Origin of the sequence: Photobacterium sp. OFAV2-7 (assembly GCF_022347985.1) — a bacterium.
GTDB lineage: Bacteria > Pseudomonadota > Gammaproteobacteria > Enterobacterales > Vibrionaceae > Photobacterium.
In genome coordinates, this window is the sequence record NZ_JAKRFQ010000774.1 from 1 (window position 1) to 2,539 (window position 2,539).

The following is a 2,539-nucleotide window of genomic DNA, read 5'->3' on the forward strand; positions in this document are numbered from 1 at the left end:
TTGAATAAACCGAGAGACAAGGTTGACAGCATCCCCATATTTACCCAGCTCGAAACAAGCTATCGCCTCTAATTCATCTAGCGCCGACACTTCCTCATTAAACTGGCTTCGAGCTTGTTGAATAATGGTAAAACTGTCTTCAAAGCGCCTTTCTGCGTTATAGCTAGCCGCTATTACCAAATAGGCACCAACCTTTTCAGGCGAAATTGAAACCAGTTGACTGGCGTATTTTCTCGCTTCATCAAATTGCTCCAATTGAAGATAGAGATAGGATAAATTAAGCAGGCTTCCTATAAACTTTCCGTCTTTGTTTAGACTTTCTAAGTAATATTTTTCGGCACTTTTAGCCTCTCCTTGCAATCCAGAAAGGAAACCAAGATGAAAAAGTGGTTCTGCAGACTCTGGCTCTTTTTCACACGCATTGATAAAGCATTGTTGAGCCTGGCCTAAAATACCAATTTGCATTAAAGCACGGCCAAAGTTAATAAAGTAAGCGGCCGATGCGTCCATATTTAAGGGCTGCAAAACCGAGAGCGCTATTTCAGGTTGCTGGTGCCTTAACAATAATTCACTGGCACTCACTCTCAGCTCACGGTTTAACACCATCTTATGGCCATTGATATAATAAGTAGTTGCTCTTTTTTGTGCTTCCTGAATAAGCTGAGTTTCGTTATTACTCAATGTAGAAACCACATATTGAATTTCATTTTTCAACATGGCTAACGTTTCTTCATATTTCTTGTACCAGTCAGGTATCATGTCTGACAAGTCAAGAAGTAAGAACAGCTCTTCTATCCACTGATTGGTCTGAGTTTGGTTGTTCATGAGCCTTTTGCCTTAATAACCTTATATCCAGTAGGGTATATGAGAAACAAAAGGCTAAAAGGTAGAAATTGGCCAAGGCTAGATACATTTACGCCACTTCAGTTTATTTTGATTTTCATCAATAAATTAAAGTGGCGTATCTATCTTGTGAAACAGCGCGAATATCTAAATCGGAAATGAAAGCAGGATTATATAACAAATGATCTCAGACATTTGCTGAATAGCACCTAGCGCATCTCCCGTATATCCGCCGACATGCTTAAGCAGCCAGCGGCTAAAAAACACTCGGCTTATCAGCATAGCGATCATTAATATCGTCCCCAGCCCTATGCCCAAGCAAGCAATAGTCGTTACCAGGGCAATCGCAAGCAGGATAATAAAATCGAGATTACTGCTGGGGCTTTTCGCAACGTTAAGCTTGGACTGTTCAGCTTGGCGAACGTATGCATGAGTATAAATAAAACTCACCGCTAAAGAGCGGCTTACAACATAAGCAACAATAAGGGCTACAGGCACAGAAGGTAACGAAGTCAAAAGGGTGAATTTCAACAGTAAAATTAAAACAACCCCCAGCACCCCGTAAGCCCCGACACTGGAGTCTTTCATGATCGCCAGTTTTCGCTCTTGGGTCATTCCGCCGCCAAACCCATCACAGGTATCGGCAAAACCATCCTCGTGGAATGCACCTGTGATATAAACACTGAAGATCATCGACAAAACGACAGCAACATCTGATGGCCAAATTTGCGAAGACAGGTAATAGAGTAAAGCAGTAAACATACCTACTACCAATCCCACCAAGCCGCAGTATTTATAGGATTCGTTCTTTCTCTCTTCACTATATGGTATCGATATAGATACCGGGACTCTTGAATAAATGGAAAGTGATAGCAGAAATACCTGCCACTCACGCAGAACCATTCTTTTCATATTACTACTGAACCTATTTTTAAAATAACGACTTAGGCCAGTGTAATTCTGGCCATATTTTTCCGTTGTCATCGTGATAGATGGTGATGGTCAGTTTTGCTGCGTATGGAATATTAATGCGTTGTAAATACACTTCTGACTTTGGCATATCCAGGATCATTCTTATGATCTGTTTAATCACCCCACCATGAGTCACCAAAAGAATGCTTTTACCTTTGTGGTTATCAATCGTGCTCGACCAAGCTTTTTGAATTCGACTGTCGAACTCTTCTAGGCTCTCTCCATTCGGTGGTGTCGTGTTCCACGGCTCTGACCAGAACAAACTCAACGCTTTTGAGTTATTTTCCCAAATCTCATTTCGTTGTCGACCATCCCAATCACCAAAGTTGAGCTCCATAAAACCAGGCACCTCAATCACTGGAGTGCTGTATTTCGCTGCATGCTGGTAGGCAAAATCTGAGCATCGCTTCAAAGGAGATGTCATAACCAAATCAAACCCATTGCTTCCAGATACAGCATCATGCATTTGCTTGATGCCTTCTTCTGTGATTAAAAAATCGGTATGACCTCGAAAGCAATCATCCCCTTCAGGCAAGCCATGACGTAAAAGTTCAATACGCGTTATAGTCATCTATTCCACTATCCATTTGCCAACATTGGCGGTGACCATTCCAGAACAATAGGTGAAGAGTTAGCCTGAATGCCTGCGCCCTCATGCCACGAGGGCGTTCCGTTCATCAGATTTATAAAAGCTCTCAGCCATTCACCGTGACTGACCAAAACA

General features: G+C 42.0%; 3 protein-coding genes. All 3 read right to left on the reverse strand.

Translation table 11 applies throughout. The features are described from left to right. Positions 1 to 825, reverse strand: an 825-nt coding sequence (locus MHN01_RS24365) for a lipopolysaccharide assembly protein LapB (protein ID WP_239413961.1), incomplete at its 3' end; no start/stop codon positions are given. 165 nt (positions 826 to 990) lie between these two features. Further along, positions 991 to 1,755 (reverse strand): adenosylcobinamide-GDP ribazoletransferase, encoded by a 765-nt coding sequence (locus MHN01_RS24370; protein ID WP_239413962.1) that lies wholly within the window; start codon positions 1,753 to 1,755, stop codon positions 991 to 993. 19 nt (positions 1,756 to 1,774) lie between these two features. Next, the gene (locus tag MHN01_RS24375; RefSeq protein WP_239413963.1) at positions 1,775 to 2,386 is read right to left on the reverse strand and encodes a histidine phosphatase family protein; all 612 of its coding nucleotides are present in this window, start codon (positions 2,384 to 2,386) and stop codon (positions 1,775 to 1,777) included. Positions 2,387 to 2,539 lie beyond the last annotated feature (153 nt).

Excerpts from the sequence above, each read along its gene's own strand:
- MHN01_RS24370 (WP_239413962.1), bottom strand. The coding sequence starts at position 1,755 with ATGAAAAGAATGGTTCTGCGTGAGTGGCAGGTATTTCTGCTATCACTT.
- MHN01_RS24375 (WP_239413963.1), bottom strand. The coding sequence starts at position 2,386 with ATGACTATAACGCGTATTGAACTTTTACGTCATGGCTTGCCTGAAGGG.